Below are 24,073 nucleotides of genomic sequence, written 5' to 3' on the forward strand. Positions count from 1 at the left end.
TAGCTCGCCTTTGCCGATAAATAAACTAGTTTTATAGATGACAATTGAATATGAAAGAGGAGAAGGTATGAAAAAGAGATATTTTGCATCCATGTCATTGTCCGCCGCTGCCCTTGTCTTTTTTACGATAGCAAGCTCTGCTCAAGCAGCCTATATCGACAACTCGATTTATAAGATTGACCCGGCTAAGCAATTTGCATCCGAGAGCGAGGCATCACAAGCCGTAAGCAAGCTGAAAAAGGACACCGGCTGGCAGGCTATTTACAAAGCTTCAGGAAACAGTTCTGCAGCCTACCAAATCTCAGCTACTGGAATAAACAGCGAAGCCGCAGCTAAATCTGCGTTGGGGCAGCTCACAAAACAGACAGGCATCACAGGCACATACAGCCCGGTCGGCAGCAAACAGCCGTATGTCACCATCACTTCGGGCGCAATAGCTGGCGAACAGCCGGCAAACAGCTTGCTGGCCAAGCTGAAAAAAGAAACAGGAATAACAGGATCAGTAAAGGCAACTGGAGTAAAACAAAATTATATAAATGTCGTTACTTCAGAAATAGAAGGCGAGACAAAGGTCAAAGGTATCACCCAAGGCCTTGCGAAAGAGACGGGCGTCAAAAGCACCTACCAGCCAGTTAAAAATGAAATATCCTTGACACGAATCCAATCTGGCATCATTCAAGGAGACGGCAAAGCAGCACAAATGAAAACCGCGTTCCAAAAAGAGACCGGTCTGACGGCTTCATTAAAAGAAACATCAAAAGGTGAGATTTATTATACCTTGACCACAGCTGATCTCTCTGGCGAAAGCAATGCGAAAAATCTTGTTAAGCAGCTTGAACAAAGTACGGGAATCAAAGGAAGCTACAAGGCGATCAGCCAGAAAAAAACCGTTTCCGCCTATAACGTCCAATCAGGCTACTTTAAAGGGCTGAGCACAGTGAAAAACGCGATCGGTCAAATTAAGAAAAACACGGGAGTGAGCGGGACCTATCAAAAAGTTGGAAAAAGCACATCGTATACCGTGAATATGAAAGGCATCTCAAAACAAGAATTACAAAAAGTTCAGGCATTCTTTAAGAAAAAAAAGTGGCGCTATACCTCTGCATCAGCAAAAACAACAACGTCAGCTACAGTCTATCAAATTACGACTGCACCGGTTTTAGGCGATCAGCTTGCCAATAAAGGCACTGCCTTCTTCACACAGAAAAAAGTAAAAACAAGCAGAAAATCAACCGGAAAGAAAACTGAAAACCAATACCGGCTTGTATCGGAAGAAACATCTGATCAAGGGAAAATCACCAAGGGGCTGAGCTTTTTAAAGAAAAACAATCTCAGCGCCACAACACAAACCATCAAAAAACAAACGAACAGTCAATTCAAAATAACGACAGAGTCTTTACTTGATACAACGAAAATCAATCAGACATTGGCTTATTTTAAAGGGAAAAGCATCCCTGCTAGCAGCCAAAAAACGGGAAAAACCACAAACAGCCAATACCAAATCACCACGGCCGAATTGCTCAATCAACAAGACATTGATCGCGTGCTCACCTTTTTCAAACAAAACAAAGCATCCGGTTCAAAAACACCAACGGGTAAGACAGCTTATACGCAATATAAAATTGTCACTGCGCAACTCAGCGACAAAACGACATTGAATAAAGGGCTGAATTATTTTAAAACAAACAAGATCTCAGCAAGCTATACGAGCAAAAGCAATCCGCTTTACGAGATCAGCATTACTCAACAATTCACAGGAAATGACACTGCTTCGGCGGCAGCCGCAAAATTGAAGAAATTGTACGGCTGGACATCTTCCATTGTGAAAATCAAAAACGGCCCGCAAATCATGAAAACGAATTACAACATCTCGCTTCGTGATATGGTACAAAAACAAATGACTGTCAGCCCCCAAACAGACGGAGCCGCATACGTGTCACTCGCCTATATCTACACAGGCACCCAAACGGTCACGGCAGATGTATTAAATATCCGATCAACACCGGCGGTCAGTCCGACCAATGTGATCGGCCAATTCACAAAAGGCAATAGAGTCAAAATCATCAGCCAGGCAAACGGCTGGGCTAAAATCAACATGAGCTGGAGAAACGCAAGCAGTGATGAAGTAGAGCAATATGTTAATCCCGATAACTTCTCATTAGACAGCAAATACTATTTTCAGTTCTTAAAGCTGTCGCAAACAGCCGGACTGACAGCGTCAGAGGTTAACCAAAAGGTGCTTTACAACAAAGGGATCCTTGCGGGGAAAGGCCAGTCCTTCATAGACGCAGCCAACAAATACGGCATTAATGAGCTTTACCTGATTTCACACGCCCTTCTGGAAACAGGCAATGGTACATCTGATCTGGCAACAGGAACAACCTATAACGGAAAAACCGTGTACAACATGTACGGAATCGGCGCCTATGACAGCAGCCCGTTATACTACGGAGCAAAATATGCCTACGAACAAGGCTGGTTTACACCGCAGGCAGCAATCATAGGAGGTGCAAAATTCATAGGCTCATCCTATATTCACAACACAGCCTACCAGCAGGACACCCTCTATAAAATGAGATGGTCGCCGACTGCTTCTCACCAATACGCCACCGATATCGGCTGGGCCTACAAACAGGTGAACCGCATGTACAGCCTGTATACATTGCTGGATGGATATACGCTTTATTATGATGTTCCGGTTTATAAGTAAGGATAAAGACGGCTGAAGCTTTTAATGCTTCAGCCTCTTATTTTTTTAAAAATCTTCCACTGCTATTTCTTCCCGCCGCATTCACTTCTTCTGGGCTTTCCAACGTACTTAAGCACTGGTGGCAATAAAAAAACACTTGCTCTTGAAACTGAATTTTCCAGTTTCAAGAGCAAGTATTATTATTTGTTACCTCATATTTTTCTCAATAAAGTGCAAGAGATTATAGCTTGAAGACCCTTTAGAGTAGAGATTCCATTTCTGCGAAAATCGTTTTATTTGTTCTGTATCAGCAGAAGGATCAGCTATTTCTTCGAGCAGCGAGCCGCTGTTCATACAGGCTTTTCCGGGAATAACAGCTTTATAATCGTCAATTAAACCCCGTTTTTCATCATATTCTTTTAAGTCATATGTGAAAAACAGCATAGGTTTATTTAGAAAAGCATATTCAAAAGGTACAGAAGAATAATCAGTAATTAAAATATCCGAAGCGATAAATAAATCCTTAAGACGGAAATCAGACACATCTTTCACATACTGGCCGTCCGATAGTACGGTTATTTTATTACGTAAAGCGGGATGAAGCTTCACAAACAGGATATAATCGCCATTTAACTCATTTATCAGCTCTTCTTTTGTAAAGGGGAGGCGCAGTGAATGCATGTCGTAATCTCTAAACGTCGGTGCATACAGAATGATTTTTTTATTTGAAAAGCTTCTGAGGTATTCCGCCTGTGTCTTTTCATTTGTCTGATAGTATTCATCTGTTAAAGGAACACCGATTTTTAATAACTGCTGATCTTTTACGCCAAAAGAATTTTTGAATATCCTGCCCATCTCTTCTGATCCTACAGTTACATAATCGAATGATTTGTAAACCTTTTTAAATCTTTTGATATCCTGTTTGGACCTCTGTTTATTGGTGACATCCTCTAAGCCAAACTTTTTCAGCGATCCGTTTGCATGCCACACCTGTATACATTTTGTTTGCGGGCGATTGTTCAGCGCGCTTGTCAGTAAAAAGTAATTGTCTGTAATTACAAACTTACTTTTAAAAAGTGTAAGAACGGCATGAAAAAGATGAAATGGATTTTTTTCGTTAAAATAACGTGAGTTATGACCGGACAACTCATCTTTAAGGGAAACGGCATGCCTTGTATACAAAACGGTTAAATCATAGGAGAGTGAATCGGAATGGGCCCTGTAAGAGTTGATGACAGCTTGTGCATTTTCTTCAAAAGACACAAGCAGTGTCACTTTATCCCCGGGCTTAGTCCATCTCAGCAAAGCGCCGAGGATATATAAATAAATTGAATAAAAAGCGGTCAATAAAGATCGAATGTTCATATATTACCAGTCTCTTTTGTTATAAAATTTTATTTAAAGCTGCTTTGTTTGATCCTTAGCCTGTTCCGAATAAAAACCTTTCTGAGTTTTATTTTCTCTCAGAACGGTAAAAGCATACTTCGGAATGTTCAACATTCTTTTCCATCTCCACGGATTTTTGATAAGCCTGTAAAGCCACTCCGTATTTGTTTTAATCATCCAGCGGGGAGCTCTTTTTACCGTGCCGCTGAATACGTCAAAACTTCCTCCCAATCCGATTGCTACAGCTTGAGGAAAGAGATGTTTATATTCATAAATAAACTTTTCTTGATGCGGGTATCCTAAAGCAACAAACACGATATCAGGCTTGGCTCTGGAAATTTGTTTGGCAACAAAACGTTTATCTGCTGCATAGCCGTCACTTGATCCGACAACTTCAATTTGCGGAAATTCCGTACCGATACGTTTCAAAACCGCATCCAGTACTTCTTTTTTTGCACCATATAAAAATATTTTTTTAGATTGCTGGTTTGCAAGATTGAGCAGGGAAATAAAGACATCGAATCCTGCAATTCTTGATTTTAATGGATGCTGAGTCAAACGGGACATCAGCACTACACCAATTCCATCCGGCAAGACGAAATCAGCTGAAGAAATGACATTGTGGAAACCTTTGTCTTTCGCTGCCGCATACCCGATTTCAGGATTTACAGTCGCAATTACCGCCCCTTGGCGTTTGGCAATATAATAGGTGTTTAAATAAGACATAAATTCCTGCAAATCTCCATTTATATAAGAAAGGTTGTGTACCATTTCAGTTTGCATCTGTTCCGCCCTCCTTCTTTCATTGGACTTTGATCTATAATGAAGCGATCAATTTTTAGGGTTATTTGGGTAAACTTTATTTTAACATAGAAACTTCACCTATACTTAACAATAGTTTTACAAAAATATAAATAAGATAACAATTTTTAAATCCTGGGCAGTATAACCAGTCTGAAACACCAAGAATACAGTATTTTTAAATTGTGTTGAAAAATTTGGAATCGGATGATCTTTACATAAGCTTAACCTTTTCTAGGCTATGTGATATAATTAGGTTCCATGAGTTACGAATTTGTTGTCGAATTTTAAAAGATTAAGGATATTGCAGCTGCTTCACTATCCGGGCAGTTACTTGGTATACGTATGAATATAGAAAGGAGCTTTTGTTTTCATGAAGAAAGTCATTACTTACGGAACGTTTGATTTACTGCATTGGGGTCATATTAAACTGCTTGAGCGTGCAAAGCAGCTTGGAGATTACTTAGTCGTCGCGATTTCAACTGACGAATTTAATCTTCAAAAACAAAAAAAAGCGTATCACAGCTATGAACACAGAAAACTGATTCTTGAAACGATCCGCTATGTTGATGAAGTTATTCCAGAGAACAGCTGGGATCAGAAAGTACGTGACGTAGCAGATCATAATATTGATGTGTTTGTCATGGGAGATGACTGGGAAGGCAAATTTGACTTTCTGAAAGATCAATGCGAAGTTGTTTACCTTCCGAGAACAGAAGGCATTTCCACTACGCAGATTAAAAAAGAAATTGCTGGGGTATAACATACATTTGGATATCTAAATATCATAGAAGTACTCCCTTATAGATGAGGGAGTACTTCTTGTAATATAAGGTTATTTTCGCTATATTTGTTATGCGCTTTTGAAAAAAAAAGCTAGACAATAAGAGGAGAATTTAATTATGAATCTTAGTAACTTTTTTAAACTGAACAAAAAAGAATCCGATCAGTCTGAAAAAAAACGAGAATATACATTATTAAACAAAGAAGCTTTAACAGAAGAGAAAAAGGTAGCAGTTGTTGTACCTGTATATAATGCGGAACAGTACTTACGAAAAACTGTTGACTCAGTCATTTTGCAGAATATTGGCTTTCACCATATTTCATTAATTCTGGTAGATGACTGTTCTACAGATGAATCAAGGAATATTTTGACTCAGTATGCCGAATTGTATGAAAATATTACTGTTGTATTTCTGAAAAACAACACGGGGACTCCGGCATTTCCTAGGAACCTGGGAATCGAGCTTGCAAATGCAAAATACATTACTTTTTTAGATGCGGATGATTGGTTTGCACCAAATGGAGTAAAGATCTTATTTGACATGCTTGAAGAAAATAATGTGAATTATGCAGTCGGAAAAACGATTGAAATGCAAGTGAACGGCCAAAAAGCAATAGGGAAACATGAGTCTTCACTTAAAAGAGAAAAAGTCTCACCTTTTTCAATTCCTCATATTTTTTATCATTTAGGCCCTCGTGCCAGAATGATGAATTTGCAGTTCTTAAAAGATAATAATATCAGATATCCGGAAATGAAATTTGCTGAAGACAAGCAGTTTTTTATGGACGTTCTGTTGTCTTGCGGAGATATTGCCACGTCTACAGAACCGATTTATTATCTCAATCGAATGGATAATAATGAATCGCTTACAAAACAGACGAATATTATGGAAAAAACTGATACGAACATAGCTGTTATGAAGTATATTTTAAACAAAAAATTAGATGTTGAAAAAGAAAAGATGGCTATGAATCGTCTGATTGAATTTGATTCAATCACCCGTCTTTTTGACAGAATGCATTATTTAAAAAGTGAAAACAAGCAAGCCTATTACAATAAATTTAATGAGATACTCTCTGTTTTAAAGAAAACAAATTATGATATTTCTGAAACATTTTTTCATCCGATTCATAAAACTGCGTTTCAGCTTCTAAAGCAAAAGCGTTATGCCGAGATTGAAAAGCTGTTTCGCTGGTCAAAAAAAGAGCCGAATAAGAAGATTATAACGAAAGATGGTCTGGCCTTTTTAGAGAGTCCATTAACCGATGAAGAAAACAAGTTAATTGAACTTCGAATGCATGGTGAGACAGAAAATGCAGAGTTTTCGAATGGCAAATTCGTCATCACTTTTCAATTGTTTGGAAGAGCGAGAAATAATGCAAAGTATGTACAATTCCAGAGCAGAAACGATATGAAGGTATACTATCAATTTAATGTTCAGCTTCAGGAAGATGGCCGATATGTTCTTGAAATTCCGCTGGGTGATATTGAAAAAATCGGAATTGGCGGTTATATTATGTATGTCATTTATAACGATTATGAGCGTGTTACTTTATATAAAGAAGACGATCAGCAAATTTTGGCAGAAACGAGCGGACGAAAATATCAATTTTATCGGACGGTGAAGGAGAACCTATCGTTAAAAGTCATTAAATAATTGTTGTTGTGATTGGATATGTTTATTTGAAATAGAGGAGTAGACTTATTTTATGGGTATAGAAAATCCTGTCAGGTACAAATTGAAGCATCTTAGTATAGAGGAAGAGAAACTCAGTATTACTATTTCATGTGAGAATATAACATTAAAGGAAGAACCAAATCTTCAGATTATAAATCGTAAGACAAAAGAAGATATTTCCGTACCTTTAAAAAAGATTGATGAACTAGGTCAACAATATCTTGCCGTCATGGATATTCACTTGCTTTCGGCCCATGTGCAAAACAAAGGGTGCCTGGATTTTTATGTGAACTTTTTAAGTGATGAGAGTGATATAAGCAAAAAAAGGCTGAAATCAAGCCTTGAGCCAATTGAACTGTCTCATTATAAAGATGAAGTAAATAATATCATTTTTTTCCCGTATACCACCAAAAAAGGGAACTTTTCATTGAAGTTATTGGTGAAAAAATTTGTCACTCGTATTGACGACATTAAGCTTACATCTGAAGGTATCTTGAAACTGAAGGGATTCGCTTTTCGCCTAAATGCCGCAGAGTCACTTAATATAAAAGAAAAGTATCTGATATTGAGAATGAAAAAAGGCAATGATGAAGAACCTCTCATCATGAAATACGTACTGAAGGATCTGCCGAGATATGATCTTGCTGAATATGTAAATGAACAATCAAGTCTTGAATCCATAGGTTTTGATGCAGAACTAAACTTAAAATCTTTATATGAAGAATTAAACACGCAGCTCGTTTTTCAATTCTACATTCAATTCATTTATGAGAATACAACTGCAGGTGATGAAATCATCAGCACCAGTAAACCGATAAAAGTGATAAAAACGGAACACTTAAACCCGAATCAGTTTACTGTGCTGACTACAGAAAAAGGGCCTGCCAGATTCCATGTGTTCACGAAGAAGAAAACAAAACATTTTCAATTGAGAATGAATGATTATCGTCTTAGCACACGGATAGAGTATTTTGTGAAGGGCAAACTGAAACGCGGCGCTGCCTTTATTCGCAGAAGAAAAAATAAATTGAAAAAATCGATTGAAAAAAGGATTCAAAACTCCTATAAAGCTGGATTTAAAATGGCGGGGAAATTGCCGGTTAAGCAAAAGCTTGTGATGTTTGAAAGCTTTGCTGGTAAACAATACAGCTGTAACCCAAGAGCTATTTATGAGTATATGAAAAAAGAAATGCCGGAATATCAGCTTTGCTGGAGTGTTAATTCTGCATATACGCAAACATTTGAAGAAAAAGGAATTCCCTATATCGAACGCTTTTCTTTAAAATGGCTGTTTGCGATGGCAAGAGCAGAATACTGGGTAGTAAACAGCCGTATGCCTTTGTGGATCCCGAAACCTGAACATACGACATATGTACAAACATGGCATGGAACGCCTTTGAAACGACTGGCCGTGGATATGGATGAAGTGCATATGCCAGGGACAAACACTGAAAAATATAAAAGAAACTTTACAACAGAAGCGTCTAAGTGGGATTATTTGATATCGCCAAATGCGTATTCAACTGAAATTTTTGCAAGAGCTTTTCAGTTTAATAAAACAATGATTGAATCAGGATACCCGCGAAACGACTTTCTTCAGACAGATAATAGTGCAGCTGTAATCAAAGCACTAAAAGATAAAATGAAACTCCCTCAAGATAAAAAGGTGATTATCTACGCGCCAACATGGCGAGATGACCAGTTTTATAAAAAGGGAAAATATAAATTTGATCTTGACTTAGACCTCCATCAATTGAGAGAAGCAATAGGGGAAGACTATGTCATTATCTTAAGAATGCACTATCTTGTAGCAGAGAACTTTGATTTAGGACCTTATGAAGGCTTTGCATATGACTTTTCAAATTATGAAGATATCCGCGAACTCTATATGGTATCAGACTTACTGATAACAGACTACTCTTCTGTATTTTTTGATTATGCAAACTTGAAAAGACCGATGCTGTTTTATGTACCGGATATCGAGACATATCGTGATAAACTCAGAGGCTTTTACTTTGACTTTGAGAAGGAAGCTCCAGGTCCTCTTGTAAAAGAAACTGGTGACGTGGTTAAATGGGTAAAAGAAACAGAATCAGAAGCCTATAGTCTGCCACAGTCATTTGGTCCTTTTTATGAGAAGTTTTGTTATCTAGAGACAGGGGAATCATCTGAGAAAGTTGTGGATGTCGTTTTCAGGAAAAATAAATAATAGTTATAAGGCATAATTTAACTTAATGTTAATTATGCTTTTTTTGTACAGGAGTTCATTTTCAATTAAATGGGTATCAACAAGTACATTTGTCCCTATATGAGTTTCTGTGCTTTCTTAAGCAACCTTATATGCTGCTAATGGCAACAGTTTTAAGAAATGAATTTAGAGCATGATAAGAGGTATAAAACGATAAACAGGCCAACTTGTTTAGAAGTGAAAATTACATCATAATCTGTTACAATTATGAGCGGTGCTTTTGTAAGTCAAAGCTATACCCAAAACTTACGACTAAGGAAGATTAGAATGAATGCATTGGTTAAAATTCTGAAAGAGCAATTCAACTCGTTTCCGCTTATAATGCGGCTTGCAGTGTATGAAACGAAGTCAAAGTATCAAATGAACTATCTGGGTGTATTGTGGCAGTTTCTAAACCCTATGATTCAGATGCTCGCATACTGGTTCGTATTTGGGCTCGGAATACGCGGCGGGCATGATATGAAACTTGGAAATGGAGATAGCGTATCCTTCATCATTTGGATGCTAGCGGGCTTAATTCCTTGGTTCTTTATCAGTCCGACCATACTTGATGCATCTAACAGTGTCTTTAAAAGAATTAATTTGGTTTCAAAAATGAACTTTCCAATCAGTTCACTGCCTTCAGTTGTCATAGTTTCTAACTTGTTCAGCTATTTTGTCATGATGGCGATTTATTTGATTGTTCTGTTAAGTAACGGTCTTTTTCCGACGCTTCACTGGTTGCAATATATTTATTACTTGTTTTGTATGATTGCTTTTATGTTTGCCTTTGGTTTGTTTAATTCGACCATTAGCGTGTTAATCAGGGATTATCAATTTCTGCTTCAAGCTGTTACCAGGCTGCTCTTTTTTCTTTTGCCGATCTTCTGGGATATCGCCGAGAAATTTGGAGATAAGAAAGAAGTGTTGACCTTATTAAAGTTAAATCCCCTCTTTTATATTATAGAAGGATTTAGGGACAGTTTTATGGAAGGGCAGTGGTTTTTCCAAGATATGAAGTATACGTTGTATTTCTGGCTGATTACGCTGCTTCTGTTGACAGTCGGCTCACTTCTTCATATGAAATTCAGAGATAAATTTGTTGACTTTCTTTAATATAGTAAGGAGATTATACGATGAAACTAAAGGTTTCGTTTAGAAATGTTTCAAAACAGTATTTTCTATATAAAAAACAGTCTGACAAAATAAAAGGGCTGTTTTTCCCAAACAGAAACGAAAAAGGTTTTTTTGCTGTCCGAAATGTTTCGTTTGATGTGTATGAAGGAGAAACAATCGGATTTGTAGGCATTAACGGTTCAGGTAAATCGACGATGTCGAACCTGCTGGCAAAAATCATACCGCCGACAAGCGGAGAAATTGAAATGAACGGACAGCCGTCTTTAATTGCGATATCGGCCGGGCTTAATAACCAATTAAGCGGTAAGGACAATATCCGTTTAAAGTGTTTAATGATGGGGCTTAACAATAAACAAATTGACGAGCTGTATGAAAAAATCGTTGAATTCGCAGACATTGGCGACTTTATTGATCAACCGGTTAAAAGCTATTCAAGCGGTATGAAATCGCGTCTTGGTTTTGCAATATCCGCCCATATGGATCCGGATATTCTTATTATAGATGAAGCGCTATCTGTGGGAGACCAAACATTCTACCAAAAGTGTGTAGACCGCATCACTGAATTTAAAGAGCGGGGAAAAACCATTTTCTTTGTCAGTCATTCAATCGGACAAATTGAAAAAATGTGTGACCGTGTGGCTTGGATGCATTATGGTGAGATGCGGATGTTTGATGAAACAAAGCCGGTTGTCAAAGAATATAAAGCGTTTGTTGACTGGTTCAATAAGCTTTCAAAAAAGGAAAAAAAGAAATATCAGAACGAGCAAATTGAAGGCAGAACACGTGCTTTGGAAGAGCAGGAAATTGCTCGTACTCAAAGTGAGAAAGCAAAGCCGAAATTCATTGCAAATGCGATTCAAATTACGCTCCTTGCAGTTCTCGCAGTGTGTCTGGCCGCTTCTATGTTTTCGGACAAGCCTTTACGTACTCTTGCAACCTTTGGCGCAACTAAGCAAGATGACGTAAAGCAAAATGAAAGTGATAATCAGCAAATGCAAAAGCTAGAAAAGTCGAATGGATCTGCTTTGATTAAGGCAGAAAAGGCAGATGTTTTCTCAAATCAAAATCTAAATGGGAAAAGCTCTGCAAAATTAGATTTCGGTACAAAGGTACAAATAAAAGCTGAAAATGACAAAGTGTCGCAAATCAAAATCGGAGATAAACAGTATTTTGTGAAAAAAGCTGATCTCCATAAATTAAATGATCTGCAAGCGACATCTATAAAGCTCAGTGCTTTTCATCCGTACTTAGCCCAACAAACGGCAGCATCTCATGAGTATCTTCTTTCTTTTTTAAATAAAAGCCAAGAAAGCCTCAAAGATAAAATGGGCGGCCTTAAACCGGGTCAAACCGATGATGGGAGAAAAGTGCTGAAGTCTTCAAATAAACAAACGGATTTTGTAATTGAAAATAACATAGCTTCTGAAGCGATTTTTCATTTAACTAGTCCTGTTGATTTTTCTGCTTTATCTATTAATGATGATAACGTGATTTCAAACCAAAATAAGAAACAGTTTATCTTCAAGAATAATCAGTATACGTTCTCAGTCGACAATGATCAAAAAACAATGACGGTTGTTTCTAATACGGATGATCAAAAAACGTCGTGAATATAAGGATGTGTGCATCTGCTGAAGAATCGATAAATAAATATGAAGGTTCTCTGACCAGATAGCCGACTATCTTCCTGTATTAAATTTTGCACAATAAAAAGCTGCCAAGCAAATGGCAGCTTTTTATTTAATTCATATCTTCTTTTGCCAATAGATCTTTCATAAACGGAATTAACTTATGACGGATATCCTCATCTTGCAAGGCGAATTCAAGAGTTGTCTCTATAAACCCGAGCTTTTCTCCGACATCATAACGTTTTCCTTCAAAATCATAGGCAAACACACGCTGAATGTCATTGAGTTTTTGAATAGCGTCTGTTAATTGGATTTCTCCGCCGGCACCGACTTCTTGCTGTTCTAAATACATAAAGATTTCAGGTGTAAATACGTATCTTCCTAGAATAGCTAAGTTTGAAGGTGCTGTTCCTGGTTCAGGTTTTTCAACGAATGTTTTCACTTGATAGCGGCGGCCTTCGTTTGTTAACGGATCGATAATACCGTATCGGTGTGTATCACCTTCCGGCACTTGCTGAACTCCGATAATGGAAGATAACGTTTTTTCATACTCGTCCATTAATTGACGAAGACCAGGTTTCTCAGCTTGTACGATGTCATCTCCGAGAAGAACGGCAAACGGCTCATCGCCGATAAAGTTGCGTGCACACCATACTGCATGACCAAGACCTTTTGGCTCTTTTTGGCGGATATAGTGGATATCCGCAATGTTTGAAGATTTTTTCACTTTTTGAAGCAGTTCTATTTTTCCTTTTTCTTCTAGGTTTCGTTCGAGCTCTGGAGCGTTGTCAAAGTGATCTTCTATCGCTCTTTTTCCTTTTCCTGTTACGATAATGATGTCTTCGATGCCAGATTCTACAGCTTCTTCAATAATATACTGAATTGTTGGCTTATCAACGATTGGAAGCATTTCCTTAGGCATTGCTTTGGTTGCCGGGAGAAACCGAGTTCCCAACCCAGCTGCCGGTATAATGGCCTTACGTACTTTTTTCAATGAATACACCATCCTTGTTTCTGAAAATCTTTTTTTGGAACAAAAAAATTCCTAGCCTTTTTCCACTTTACCACACTCGTTTGATTTTCTCACGTTTTAATATAAGGTAAACTCCCGCTTTCAACATAATATAAATTGTTTTTGATTTGTTTATCAGGAAGCTTTAAAATATCAAAGAAATCATATAAATATGTTAACATTAAGTGCATATTCTCATACATTTAAACGAGGTGCAGATAAACCGTTGAAAAAATTAAAAGTTATGACCGTATTCGGTACAAGACCTGAAGCAATTAAAATGGCTCCGCTTGTATTGGAGCTTAAAAAACATTCAGAAATTGATTCGATGGTTACTGTGACTGCTCAGCACAGACAAATGCTTGATCAAGTGCTGAAAGCATTCAGTATAAAACCTGATTTTGATCTAAACATCATGAAAGAGCGCCAAACACTATCTGAAATAACGTCCCATGCGCTTTTGAAACTGGACCAGCTGTTTCAAGATGTGAAACCTGATATTGTTTTAGTTCACGGAGACACAACGACAACGTTCGCGGGCAGTCTTGCTGCTTTTTATCATCAAATAGCAGTCGGCCATGTTGAGGCTGGATTGCGTACACAAAATAAGTACTCACCCTTCCCGGAGGAAATTAACAGACAAATGACGGGCGTGATTGCTGATGTGAACTTTGCCCCGACAAGTCAGGCGGAACAGAATCTGCTCACGGAACATAAAAAACCAGACACCATTTTTGTCACTGGAAACACAGCAATTGATGCACTTAAAACAACAGTAAGTGAAAACTATCATCACCCGATATTTGATCAACTGGGCTCAAGCAGAATGATTCTTCTCACGGCACACAGGCGCGAGAATTTAGGTGAGCCGATGGAAAATATGTTTAAAGCTATCAAAAGAGTGGTTGAAGAGTTTGAGGACGTTCAGGTTGTATACCCTGTACATCTTAATCCGGCTGTTCGTGAAGCCGCACAGGCTCAATTTGCGGACCTGGACAGAGTACATTTGATTGAGCCTTTAGAGGTTGTAGACTTTCATAATTTCGCTGCGAAATCACACTTTATTTTGACGGATTCGGGCGGCGTGCAGGAAGAAGCACCATCTCTTGGTAAGCCGGTTCTTGTATTAAGAGACACAACCGAACGGCCTGAGGGTGTGAAAGCAGGCACTTTGAAGCTTGCCGGCACAAATGAAGAGATGATTTATGAACTGATAAAACAGCTGTTAACAGATCAAAAGGAATATGAAAAGATGTCAAAGGCCTCAAATCCTTACGGTGATGGGTTTGCTTCAAAGCGAATTGTAGAGGAATTGCTCTATAGATATGGGCTGAAAGCAGATCGTCCGCAGCCTTTTACAGAATAAAAAAAGACTCTGCATTCTGTGTGCAGAGTCTTTTTTTATTTATTCCAAGCTTTCCTTTAATTCCTTTTTCACAGAAGCAAGGCTTGTTTCATCTAATTGATAGTAATAAATATTGTTAATTCTTGTGCCTGATCCCTTAAGCTCATGCTGATTGACTTTATTGCGTGCTTTTTTATAATCAGTCATGATCGTCCACATATCATCAAATGACATGTTTGTTTTCATGTTGTCTTCAACAACTTTGAACATATCGCCAAATTTCGTTATGGACGAAATATTTGCTCCTTTGGAAATAATCCCTTCAATAACTTGGCGCTGACGCTGCTGTCTTCCAAAGTCTCCCTTTGGATCTTCTTTTCTCATACGTGTATAGGCAAGAGCTTCTTTGCCATTCAAATTGATGTTCCCGGTGCCGAAGGAATGCCCGTCATAGCTGAATGCAAACGTGCTGTTTACCGTAATTCCGCCGAGTGTATCCACGGTATCTTTAAAACTTTCCATGTTTACTTTTACAAAATAATCGACTGGAACATCAAGCAGTTCTTCAACGGTATCTGCAGCCATTTGGGTACCCCCATAAGCGTAAGAATGGTTGATTTTATCCATGGTTCCTTTGCCGACAATTTTTGTATACGTGTCACGCGGAATGCTGACCATTTCGGTCGTCTTTGTTTTTGGGTTGACTGTCATGTAAATAAGCGTATCAGCCCGCCCTTTGTCATTTTTTCGTTCATCTACGCCCATAATTAAAACAGAAATCGGGTCTTTCTTGCTGATATCTATATCTTTATCCCGTTTATCGGATTTTTTTAAATCTTCCTGAATACTTGCAACGGTTGATGCCGCCTTGTTCCACAAGTAATAAGCATACCCGCCTGTTGCTAAAACAAACAGCCCAATGATCATTAAAACAATTAGAAGAATCTTCTTCTTCTTTTTTCTTCTTTCAGCTCTCATTTGACCCTCACCTTTTCTATGATCTTTAATGATTATAGATTTACTAATCTTTATAAACAAGTTATTTATTTACTGCTAACCTAGTAATAGACGAATTTCTGAAAAAAAGGTTTCAAAAAGCCTTAAAATTACCTTAAAATATTTTATTGTAAGACGATACATAATGATGAGGTGAAAAAAATGAAGAAAAATGTCGCATCATCGTTCTTAATACTGCTTTTTTCTATAATGCTGGCAGCATGCGGAACAGCCGAACAATCTAAGGAAGGAAACGGTTCTTCAAGTTCTCAAGTTCAAAATGAAACAGCATACTATGTCGGTATGGCGGATACACACACCATTGAAGTGAAAATTGATGATCAGCCGGTAAGCTTTGAATTTACAGATAATTTTTCGGAAATTTTAAATGAGTTTGAAGAAAATGACAAAGTGAACATTTCTTATTTTACAAACGATAAAGGACAAAAAGAGTTAAAAGAAATCGAGAAAGTGCAATAGAAAAGGCGGGATGAACCAAATTGAAGAAAAAGATATTGGCTGTTTGTGTCTCTGTGATATTCAGCCTGGCTTTATTACCGGAAAATACTTTAGCAGCTAGCTCTAATATTTCAGTGAAACTAACAAATTACATAGGTAATAAATCGACTCTGGATATCGAATCTTCCGGAACCTATAAGCTGACAGGAAGCAATGTTTCCGCAGTCACAAGGCTGGGAGGGGCATCTAAATATGACACAGCAAACACCGCAACTTCTAACTATTGGAAAAATCCGTCTAATGTTGTTGTTGTCAATACTGATGCTTATTTTGCGGATACGCTTTCCGTTATTCCTTTAGCTTATAAGTTAAAGGCACCGATTTTATTGACTGAACAAAATAAACTCAGCACCAGTACAGAAGCACAGATTAAAAAATATAATCCAGACAATATTCTAGTCATCGGCGGAACAAACAGCATTTCTTCTGCCGCTGAAAAAACATTGAAAAAGTATGGCCAAACAAAGCGTATAAGCGGAAAGAACAGATACGATCTTTCTAGAAATATTGCGAAAGAAATGGGCAGCTATGATCAGGCGATTGTCGTGACGGGGGATGTGTATACAGATGCCCTAGCCATTGCTCCGTACGCTGCGAAGAACGGTTACCCTATTCTATTAACGAAGAAAGATTCATTGCCAAGCTATGACCTTCCAAAAAAAGTGATTATAATGGGAGGAACTTCAAGTGTAAGTAAGACAGTAGAGAACCAAATTAAGTTGAAGTCAACGGTTATGAAAAGGATTACCGGATCTAACAGATACCAGATTTCGGCTAACGTCATAACTAGCTTAGGAATGGACGCAAGCAAGGTAGTTACAGCGAACGGAACCAAATTGGCTGATATGGTAGTCGGTTCGAATATCGCCGCAAACAATAATATTCCTCTGCTTTATGTCAAAAAAGACGAAACGACGACTGATGTCAAAAATATCTTTAAAAACAAAGGCACCTATTCTTATACATTAATAGGGAGCACTAATTCAATTACTGATTCTGTCAAGAATTCATATGCAAATGAATTCTACCTTGTTAGCGGAAAGACATATCAGGTCAACGCTAGTGGCGGAAAGCTGGGCATTAAAAATATTAATAGCGGGAAATCATCCTTTAAAGCAATTCCGGAAAAATATTCTACTGCTAATTCAATTAGCATTAATGGAAAAACATACTTGGGAGATATGAATTTTTCTGTTGAATCAAGTAAATATGTAAGACCGGTTAATGAAAACATCCCATTCGAGGATTATTTGAAGGGCGTACTGCCAAACGAAATGCCGGGGAGCTGGCCGATTGAAGCATTAAAGGCTCAGGCTGTAGCTGCTCGTACATATTCAATCAGCAGTGTTGGCAAAACGGTTGCAGATACAACTGCATTTCAAGTTTACGGAGGATATAGCTGGTATCCTAATGCGACAAAAGCAGTTGATGGAACTAAGGGCAAAGTGCTCGAATACTCGGGTAAGTTAATAACCGCCAATTACTCATCAAGCAATGGGGGTTATACAGAGGCAAGTGATGAAGTATGGGGAGCGCAAGTCCCTTATTTGACCGCTAAGAAGGATACAATGGATCCTGAAATCAACTGGTCTGTGTCTCTTCTGAAAAATCAGATTGCCACAAACTTAAATATGAACGACCCTAATTCTTGGTGGTCTAAGACAACTGAGCAAAATGCAACACAAGTCGCTGGAATCAAAAATTGGTTGATAAAGAATAAAGAGACCAATGCAAGATCAGTCAAAATAGCGAGTATTTCTGGGCTTACTTTCAGCGGAAAGACAAAAGGGCAGCGTGCTGAAAAAGCCACGATCAAACTGACCTATCATGTTGATGATAAGTCAAAAGGTTATGTTTTGAATAAAAATGCAACAATTGATGTAAAGGCTTCAGAATTCAGAACAATGATTGGGGCTTCCTCAATTAAAAGTACGTACGCCAGTGTGAGCAGTGATTCGAAACAATTCACAATATCCGGAAAAGGATATGGCCATGGTGTCGGAATGAGCCAATACGGGGCAAAAGAAAGAGCGGAAGCAGGAGACTCATATACTTCCATTCTTAAGTTTTATTATCCTGGTACAACACTTACTAACTACTAAAAAAATGTGGAGGAGATTATATTGAAATTTTTATTTAAATGTCTCCCTATTTTCCTGCTGGGAGTGATTCTTTTTGTTCCTTCTGCATTGGCTGATAATTCGGTCAAAAGAGTAGGCGGAAGCACTCGATATGATACAGCGGTATTGGCAGCGAAACAGTCATGGAGTGAGGCGAGAACAGCAGTAATTGTCGGAGGAACTGCATATCCAGATGCCATTACTGCAGCACCGTTAGCATACCAAAAAAATGCGCCATTGCTGTATACAAATAAAGACCAGCTTTCTGCAGGAACAAAAAAAGGGTTGATAGATCTTAAAACTAAAAATGTCATTATTGTAGGCGGAACACCTGCCGTTTCAAAAAATACTGAGAATCAAATTAAGAAATTAGGAATATCAGTTAAGAGATTGTCCGGCAGCACAAGGTATGCAACAGCTGCAAAGGTTGCAAATGAAATGGCCAGATCCACTACGGCTCTTGTAGTTAATGGTTTTGTTGATGCTGATGGAATGGCCGCTATATCCTACGCATCTTCAAAAAAATACCCGATTTTATTCACTAATGATTCCACTTTAAACGGGTCTGCAGCAAATGCGATTAAAAATTTAGGGATTAAAAATACAATTGTCATTGGCGGAACGAAAAGCATCAGTAATTCGCTTTATAATAAACTTCCTAACCCTTCAAGGGTCACCGCCAAAAACAGATATGATTTATCTGTAAAACTTTCAAAAAAAACAAGTTTAAGTACTAGCTACACATTTATAACAAACGGGTTCAAAGAAGCGGACTCTATCGTCGCAGGAGCTATTAGTTCAAAACAAGGCAGAGCGCATTTGCTGACAAATGGAGATAACTTATCAAAAGAAGTAAGAACCTATATAGGCGATAAAAATATGAAAAGCTTTACAGTAATAGGAAAAGCATCATCCTTAAGTGACAACGTCGCATCCCAGCTCAAAAATCCAGTCGTCGGAAAAACTGTCTTTATTGATCCGGGACACGGGGACCAAGACTCTGGGGCAACTGGTTATGGATTGCTTGAAAAGAATGTGAATCTAGATATCGGAAAACGCCTTAACAGTAAATTATATAGTGCAGGCGCCCTTCCTGTGATGTCTAGAACAGGCGACACATTTGATTCCCTTGAGGAACGAGTTAATAAAGGAGCAAAGGCCAAGGCTGATATTTTCATCAGTGTTCATGCTAATGCAAATGATAACAATAGCGCAAACGGAACGGAAACATATTATGATAAAACCTATCAATCAGCAAACAGCCTGAAGCTTGCGCAAAATATTCAGCCGCAAATGGTCTCTGCTCTCGGTACACGTGACCGCGGCGTGAAAACTGCCGGCTTCTACGTTATTAAATATTCTCAAATGCCGAGCGTATTGTTGGAAACCGGTTTTGTCACAAGCCCGATTGATTCAAATATTTTAAAACAGTCAGCCAAAAAGGACCGCCTAGCAACAGGCATCAGCAAAGGCGTCTCTTCATACTTTAAATAAACCGTAAAATCGGAACACGAACAAGCAACAGAAAAACAATTCTGTTGCTTTTCTTTTTAAGATACAATTATTTTAATTAGTATGTTTTTTGTTATGATTGAATGATTATGAGGAATTTGTTTATAAGTAACTTGCGATCTGTGTAGGATAAAGGTAAAAGAATGGAAGAGGTGAAAAAGTTGAAAAAAGTATTCATGTTGCCGCTGCTTTTAGGTTTTATACTAACAGCGTGCGGAACAAATGAACAGTCTGCTGAAAAACCTGTATCAAAACAAAAAAACACAGAAGAAGCGACAAAGGATACTTCATCTGGGAAACAAAGCGAAACAAGTGAGGAGACAGTAAATCAAGAAAAAGAAGAGGACAAGCCTAATGATCAACAGAACGCTGAAAATACGGCCTCAGCCAATTCTGTTAAAGTGTACAAGAGTGAAGGAACATTTGTAGGGCTTGCTGATAACCATACAATTGCAGTTGATATTAACGGAAAAGAAATAGCAATCCAAGTAGATAACACACTGAAAAATAAAATCTCAAAACTGAAAGAAGGCGCCTCAGTAAAAGTAACATACGAAAAAGATCAAAAAGGTACACTTAGACTGAAAGAAATTGATGAAAAGTAAGAAGGGACCGCTCGCTGTTAGACACATCTTCTCCCGGATGTGTCTCTTTTTTATGGAAAAAAACAAATTCAAGCACTCGTAAAATATGCTAAATCCAATAAAAGTTTTCAGAAAACAAAAGTAATTCACACTTCTTAACATACCCTTTACAACCAGTTTACATCCGTCTGCTAAACTGACTGGCATAGGTCATCATAAACATCCCCAACAAATCGTGAGGTGTGTGTCAGTGGGTGCAGAGAAAAGCATGGATGTGAGTTACGAGTTTTTAAAGCAGCAAGGGAATATTGGTGCTTTATCGGGAAAAACGGCTCGTTATTTGGCTGTTAAGCGCGTGATGGATGTGTTGTTTGCGCTGGTTGGGTTAGTGGCAGCGCTGCCGATGATAGCTGTGTTTTCTATATTAATCAGTCTGGAGACGCCGGGCCCTGCGATTTATACACAGGAGCGCGTGGGAAAAGGCGGGAAATCTTTCAAACTTTATAAGCTTCGTTCTATGAAAATAGATGCTGAGAAGTCGGGTGCGGTGTGGGCGCAGAAACAAGATCCCCGTGTGACAAGGATCGGGGCCTTTATAAGAAAAACGCGGATTGATGAACTGCCACAGCTGTTCAATGTGCTTCGCGGCGAGATGAGTATGATCGGTCCGCGTCCCGAACGCCCTGTGTTTACAAAAAAATTCCAAGAGGAAATCCCGGGATTTACGCAGAGGCTGGCGGTTAAGCCCGGTTTAAGCGGATGGGCTCAGGTAAATGGGGGTTACGAAATGACACCGAAGGAAAAGCTGATATTTGACTTATATTATATCCGCAACCTGACCTTTACGCTGGAATTGAAGATTATGTTAAAAACTTGTAAAGTGGTTTGCACAGGTGATGGCGCAAGATAATGGCCTGAATGTGTCATCAAGCTGATGCTTAAAAAAGAAGTAGGGAAAACAATGCCAAGTATTACAAACCAGATTTTGAGCGGCGCAAAATGGACAAGTTTATCAACAGCATTCATCACGATTATTCAAATCGTTCAGTTTGCCTTGCTCGGAAACATGATGACCTTAACAGAATTCGGGCTTGTCGGAATGATCACAACGGTTGCCGTTTTTGCCCAAATCGTGCTTGATATGGGGTTTGGCGCCGCGCTGATTCAAAGAGATGATGCTACAAAGCGTCAGATGTCCACCTTGTATTGGCTCAATATCATGACCGGCCTTTTGCTGTTTGTGATTCTTTACTTATGCAGCCCCGTGATTGCGGGATTTTATCAGCGGGAGGAACTCACCTTCCTGATTAGAGTTTTGGCGATTATGTTTGTGATTGCTCCGGTCGGACAGCAATATCAGTATATGCTTCAAAAACATCTGCAATTTAATACGTTAAGCAAAATAGAGATTGTTTCAAATGTGGCGGCTTTTGGTTATTTAGCGATATCAGTCTTTATGATGGACGCGATACTCGCCTATGTCATTTCACAAGTCATTTTGCAGTCTTGCAAAGGAATCTTATTCTGGGCTGTATATCGAAAAAAGTGGCGTCCTTCCTTTGTTTTTGATCTGCGGGGAATGGGAGATTTCTTTTCCTTCGGGGCATTTCAGCTTTCATCAAGGCTTGTGAACCGTTTGGGTTCCAATATTGACATGATTTTGATCGGGCGTTTTATCGGAGCGGAGGCGCTGGGAATTTATAATCTAGCTTATCAAATCGTGACAATGCCTGTGTTAAAAATTAACCCGATTATAACGAGAGTGGCTTTTCCCGTGTTTGCAAAAAACAAACATGAAAACAGCGTGATCAGAGAAGGCTTTCTCGATATGACAAAGATGCTGGCACTTGTTTCATTTCCGCTGCTTATCGGCCTTGTGTCCGTATCAGACGCATTTATTGCAACAGTTTTCGGAGACAAATGGCTTGTCGCGGTTCCCGTTCTGAATGTCCTTGCCATTGTTGGCGTCCTGCGCGTGCTGATGAATCCGAATGGGTCTGTGCTTCTTGCGAAAGGAAGAGCGGACTTGGCGTTTTATTGGGACTTCGGCGTTATGCTGCTGTACGGAGTTTCGCTGTATGCGGCGGTGCAGACAGGTAATCTGCTGACGGTGGCTTGGGTCTATGCATTTATCAGCGTCTTGAATTTTATGATCGGCCGCTGGCTTTTGTCATATGTCATCAAATTACAGCTGGCTGCCTATTTTCAAGCCGTGACTAAGCCCCTCCTCATTACGGCTGCAATGGCGGCCATCGCATTTGGCGCAAGCTACGGGGGAGGGCGCTTCAGCCTGAATGCTGAGCTGCGGCTGGCGATTTCTGTCGGCGCAGGCGCCATGTGCTATCTGTTTCTTTTAATAAAAGCGTATCCGCAAATGAAAAGCAAATTACGAAAAGGGCGTTTGTCATGAAAATATTATGGATTACAAGCGTTTATCCGAGCGCTCAAAAACCGGGTGAGGGTGTTTTTCATGAAACTCAGGCACAAGAGCTTTATAAGCTTGGGATTGACATTACCGTCATATGCCCAAGACCTTTTCACCCGGCACCGGTGCGTATGCTGAAAAAAGCATACCGTAAAAAGGATGCAAGACCGGAATATGAAATACGAAAAGGGATTCCGGTATATCGGCCGTTGTATCAAGCGCTGCCGGGCCAGTTAAAATGGGCGCAGCCGCACAGAAGAATTGCAGCTTCCGTCTTGCGCACCATCAGAAAAAACCGCTTAAATGCCGAACTGATACACGCGCACTTTGCGATGCCATCAGGCGGAACAGCGGCTATTGTCTCACAGGCGCTGGGAATTCCCTATATGCTGACCTTGCATGGCAGTGATGTCAATATCTACCCGCATTACAGCAAGGGAGCGTACAAAGCTTTCCGGAAGTCGGTGCAATCTGCGGCAGATGTTCTTGCCGTCAGCTCCAAGCTGCAAGAGCAGACAAGAAAGCTGACAGGGGTAAACAGCACCGTCCTGCCAATCGGCATACAACTCGGCAGGTTCCAAGAAAACGAAATGCCAAAGCATGAAATCAGAAAAAAGCTGGGGCTGCCGCAGGATCGAATGTTACTTGTCTATATCGGCAGGCTTGTCAAAGAGAAGGGCATATTCGAATTGGCGGAAGCAACCGATTCACTGGATGAGCGATTTACCGCCATTTTTGTCGGTGACGGGCCGGCCAAATCAATGCTTGAGCACAAGGACAAAATTATCCTAACAGGCCAAGTGCCGAATCAAAGGGTAAAGGAATATCTTCTTGCGGCTGATATGTTTGTGCTTCCTTCCTACAGTGAGGGAATGCCGACTGTTGTCATCGAAGCGCTCTCGCTTCAAGTTCCGGTCATCTGCACGGATGTAGGCGGAGTAGGGTCCTTATTCGAAGATCACAAGCATTTACTGATTGAGCCGAAATCATCGCTTGCTTTAATGAATGCGATTGTCTCTTATGCAGATCAAGATGGTTGGAAGCCGGATGTCTCAGCTGACTTATATCAAACCATCCGCACTGAATATGACGCGAGTAAGAATGCAATGGCCTTGCGTGACCGTTACCAGGCAGTCATTCAAGCTCAAGAGGAACAGTTTAAAGCCGAGCGACAACGTCCAAGCTAAAGAGTAAGAAAAGTTCATTTCGCAAAAGAGAGGAATGATTGGT

Annotated in this window: 18 protein-coding genes; 14 read left to right on the forward strand and 4 right to left on the reverse strand. The window is 39.3% G+C overall.

Features of this window, described 5'->3' with window-relative positions; genetic code table 11:
• Positions 1-67: 67 nt before the first annotated feature.
• Positions 68-2,710, forward strand: a complete 2,643-nt coding sequence (locus tag GXP75_RS08105) for a glucosaminidase domain-containing protein (RefSeq protein WP_242556545.1) — start codon at positions 68-70, stop codon at positions 2,708-2,710.
• Positions 2,711-2,896: 186 nt separating this feature from the next.
• Here the strand turns inward: GXP75_RS08105 and GXP75_RS08110 are convergent, their stop codons facing one another.
• Positions 2,897-4,054, reverse strand: a complete 1,158-nt coding sequence (locus tag GXP75_RS08110) for a CDP-glycerol glycerophosphotransferase family protein (protein WP_242556546.1) — start codon at positions 4,052-4,054, stop codon at positions 2,897-2,899.
• A 33-nt stretch (positions 4,055-4,087) separates the two neighbouring features.
• The gene (locus GXP75_RS08115) at positions 4,088-4,858 is read right to left on the reverse strand and encodes a WecB/TagA/CpsF family glycosyltransferase (protein WP_061570823.1); all 771 of its coding nucleotides are present in this window, start codon (positions 4,856-4,858) and stop codon (positions 4,088-4,090) included.
• Positions 4,859-5,249: 391 nt separating this feature from the next.
• Here GXP75_RS08115 and tagD point away from each other — a divergent pair, with 391 nt between their 5' ends.
• The 5 genes from tagD (at position 5,250) to tagH (ending at position 12,312) form a co-directional block, all read left to right on the forward strand.
• Positions 5,250-5,639 (forward strand): glycerol-3-phosphate cytidylyltransferase, encoded by a 390-nt coding sequence (gene tagD, locus GXP75_RS08120; protein WP_010790104.1) that lies wholly within the window; start codon positions 5,250-5,252, stop codon positions 5,637-5,639.
• A gap of 139 nt (positions 5,640-5,778) precedes the next feature.
• Complete coding sequence (locus tag GXP75_RS08125) at positions 5,779-7,317, forward strand: glycosyltransferase family 2 protein (protein ID WP_242556547.1); 1,539 nt, start codon at positions 5,779-5,781, stop codon at positions 7,315-7,317.
• 52 nt (positions 7,318-7,369) lie between these two features.
• Entirely contained in the window at positions 7,370-9,547 is a 2,178-nt protein-coding gene (locus GXP75_RS08130) for a CDP-glycerol glycerophosphotransferase family protein (protein WP_242556548.1), read from the forward strand.
• A gap of 306 nt (positions 9,548-9,853) precedes the next feature.
• Positions 9,854-10,681 carry an ABC transporter permease gene (locus GXP75_RS08135; RefSeq protein ID WP_010790101.1) on the forward strand — a complete coding sequence of 276 codons (828 nt, stop codon included), beginning with the start codon at positions 9,854-9,856 and terminating at the stop codon, positions 10,679-10,681.
• A gap of 20 nt (positions 10,682-10,701) precedes the next feature.
• On the forward strand, positions 10,702-12,312 hold the full coding sequence (tagH, locus tag GXP75_RS08140) for a teichoic acids export ABC transporter ATP-binding subunit TagH (protein ID WP_242556549.1): 1,611 nt from the start codon (positions 10,702-10,704) through the stop codon (positions 12,310-12,312).
• A gap of 130 nt (positions 12,313-12,442) precedes the next feature.
• Here the strand turns inward: tagH and galU are convergent, their stop codons facing one another.
• Complete coding sequence (gene galU, locus GXP75_RS08145; protein ID WP_010790099.1) at positions 12,443-13,324, reverse strand: UTP--glucose-1-phosphate uridylyltransferase GalU; 882 nt, start codon at positions 13,322-13,324, stop codon at positions 12,443-12,445.
• 244 nt (positions 13,325-13,568) lie between these two features.
• Here galU and wecB point away from each other — a divergent pair, with 244 nt between their 5' ends.
• Entirely contained in the window at positions 13,569-14,708 is a 1,140-nt protein-coding gene (wecB, locus tag GXP75_RS08150) for a non-hydrolyzing UDP-N-acetylglucosamine 2-epimerase (RefSeq protein WP_214916297.1), read from the forward strand.
• A 39-nt stretch (positions 14,709-14,747) separates the two neighbouring features.
• On the opposite strand, the gene tagU is transcribed toward wecB, so the two are convergent.
• Complete coding sequence (gene tagU, locus GXP75_RS08155; protein ID WP_061570819.1) at positions 14,748-15,665, reverse strand: polyisoprenyl-teichoic acid--peptidoglycan teichoic acid transferase TagU; 918 nt, start codon at positions 15,663-15,665, stop codon at positions 14,748-14,750.
• A gap of 180 nt (positions 15,666-15,845) precedes the next feature.
• On the opposite strand from tagU, the gene GXP75_RS08160 reads away from it, so the two are divergent.
• The 7 genes from GXP75_RS08160 (at position 15,846) to tuaC (ending at position 24,030) form a co-directional block, all read left to right on the forward strand.
• Positions 15,846-16,163: a hypothetical protein gene (locus GXP75_RS08160; RefSeq protein ID WP_061570818.1), complete on the forward strand. Its 318-nt coding sequence runs from the start codon at positions 15,846-15,848 to the stop codon at positions 16,161-16,163.
• 20 nt (positions 16,164-16,183) lie between these two features.
• Positions 16,184-18,304 carry a SpoIID/LytB domain-containing protein gene (locus GXP75_RS08165; RefSeq protein WP_214916299.1) on the forward strand — a complete coding sequence of 707 codons (2,121 nt, stop codon included), beginning with the start codon at positions 16,184-16,186 and terminating at the stop codon, positions 18,302-18,304.
• A 21-nt stretch (positions 18,305-18,325) separates the two neighbouring features.
• Positions 18,326-19,816, forward strand: a complete 1,491-nt coding sequence (locus GXP75_RS08170; protein ID WP_242556550.1) for an N-acetylmuramoyl-L-alanine amidase — start codon at positions 18,326-18,328, stop codon at positions 19,814-19,816.
• Between the two features lie 170 nt (positions 19,817-19,986).
• Positions 19,987-20,439, forward strand: coding sequence for a hypothetical protein (locus GXP75_RS08175; RefSeq protein ID WP_242556755.1), 453 nt, complete (start codon positions 19,987-19,989; stop codon positions 20,437-20,439).
• 229 nt (positions 20,440-20,668) lie between these two features.
• Complete coding sequence (locus GXP75_RS08180; protein WP_061570815.1) at positions 20,669-21,328, forward strand: sugar transferase; 660 nt, start codon at positions 20,669-20,671, stop codon at positions 21,326-21,328.
• Between the two features lie 51 nt (positions 21,329-21,379).
• Positions 21,380-22,828 carry a teichuronic acid biosynthesis protein TuaB gene (gene tuaB / locus GXP75_RS08185; protein ID WP_242556551.1) on the forward strand — a complete coding sequence of 483 codons (1,449 nt, stop codon included), beginning with the start codon at positions 21,380-21,382 and terminating at the stop codon, positions 22,826-22,828.
• Positions 22,825-24,030, forward strand: a complete 1,206-nt coding sequence (gene tuaC / locus GXP75_RS08190) for a teichuronic acid biosynthesis protein TuaC (protein ID WP_242556552.1) — start codon at positions 22,825-22,827, stop codon at positions 24,028-24,030. The genes tuaB and tuaC overlap by 4 nt, the downstream gene beginning before the upstream one ends.
• Positions 24,031-24,073: the final 43 nt, after the last annotated feature.

Origin of the sequence: Bacillus sp. HU-1818 (assembly GCF_022695965.1) — a bacterium.
GTDB lineage: Bacteria > Bacillota > Bacilli > Bacillales > Bacillaceae > Bacillus > Bacillus atrophaeus.

Excerpts from the sequence above, each read along its gene's own strand:
- tagH (WP_242556549.1), top strand. The coding sequence starts at position 10,702 with ATGAAACTAAAGGTTTCGTTTAGAAATGTTTCAAAACAGTATTTTCTA.
- tuaB (WP_242556551.1), top strand. The coding sequence starts at position 21,380 with ATGCCAAGTATTACAAACCAGATTTTGAGCGGCGCAAAATGGACAAGT.
- tagU (WP_061570819.1), bottom strand. The coding sequence starts at position 15,665 with ATGAGAGCTGAAAGAAGAAAAAAGAAGAAGAAGATTCTTCTAATTGTT.
- tagD (WP_010790104.1), top strand. The coding sequence starts at position 5,250 with ATGAAGAAAGTCATTACTTACGGAACGTTTGATTTACTGCATTGGGGT.
- GXP75_RS08130 (WP_242556548.1), top strand. The coding sequence starts at position 7,370 with ATGGGTATAGAAAATCCTGTCAGGTACAAATTGAAGCATCTTAGTATA.
- GXP75_RS08105 (WP_242556545.1), top strand. The coding sequence starts at position 68 with ATGAAAAAGAGATATTTTGCATCCATGTCATTGTCCGCCGCTGCCCTT.
- tuaC (WP_242556552.1), top strand. The coding sequence starts at position 22,825 with ATGAAAATATTATGGATTACAAGCGTTTATCCGAGCGCTCAAAAACCG.
- GXP75_RS08125 (WP_242556547.1), top strand. The coding sequence starts at position 5,779 with ATGAATCTTAGTAACTTTTTTAAACTGAACAAAAAAGAATCCGATCAG.
- GXP75_RS08110 (WP_242556546.1), bottom strand. The coding sequence starts at position 4,054 with ATGAACATTCGATCTTTATTGACCGCTTTTTATTCAATTTATTTATAT.
- GXP75_RS08135 (WP_010790101.1), top strand. The coding sequence starts at position 9,854 with ATGAATGCATTGGTTAAAATTCTGAAAGAGCAATTCAACTCGTTTCCG.
- GXP75_RS08160 (WP_061570818.1), top strand. The coding sequence starts at position 15,846 with ATGAAGAAAAATGTCGCATCATCGTTCTTAATACTGCTTTTTTCTATA.
- GXP75_RS08115 (WP_061570823.1), bottom strand. The coding sequence starts at position 4,858 with ATGCAAACTGAAATGGTACACAACCTTTCTTATATAAATGGAGATTTG.